The sequence below is a fragment of the Paraburkholderia sp. EG286A genome, assembly GCF_040965375.1.
GTDB lineage: Bacteria > Pseudomonadota > Gammaproteobacteria > Burkholderiales > Burkholderiaceae > Paraburkholderia.
Genome location: NZ_JBFRCB010000046.1, coordinates 1 through 318, shown reverse-complemented (window position 1 = coordinate 318; position 318 = coordinate 1). Strand labels below are relative to the sequence as shown.

Below are 318 nucleotides of genomic sequence, written 5' to 3'. Positions count from 1 at the left end.
ACAGATTCCCGCCGGGGCCGTGGTGCGCTCGGCACCGGTCGGTCCCGATCAGGTGCAGTGCCCGTTCCGCACGACGCAGGCAGTCGAGCTGCTGCCGCTCTCGGTCGAGGATGCGGCGGTGGCAGTAAGCTCCGACGGGCGCACGGTCATCCGCCTGGCGTTCGGCCTCTGGTTCGGAGACCAGCGAGAACCTGTCGACCTGTCGCGTATCCGCCTGTACCTGCATGGCGACCGGCCTGCCGCCGCCGCGCTGTACGCGGCGCTCACGCGCCAGATCGCATCGGTCGGACTGCGCCTGCCGTCGGTGCGCGACGGCTC

Annotated in this window: 1 protein-coding gene; it reads left to right on the top strand. The window is 71.4% G+C overall.

Annotated features, from left to right (window positions below; all coding sequences use genetic code 11):
* On the top strand, window positions 1–318 hold a 318-nt coding region (locus tag AB4Y35_RS42180; RefSeq protein ID WP_368708806.1), incomplete at both ends, for a type VI secretion system baseplate subunit TssF.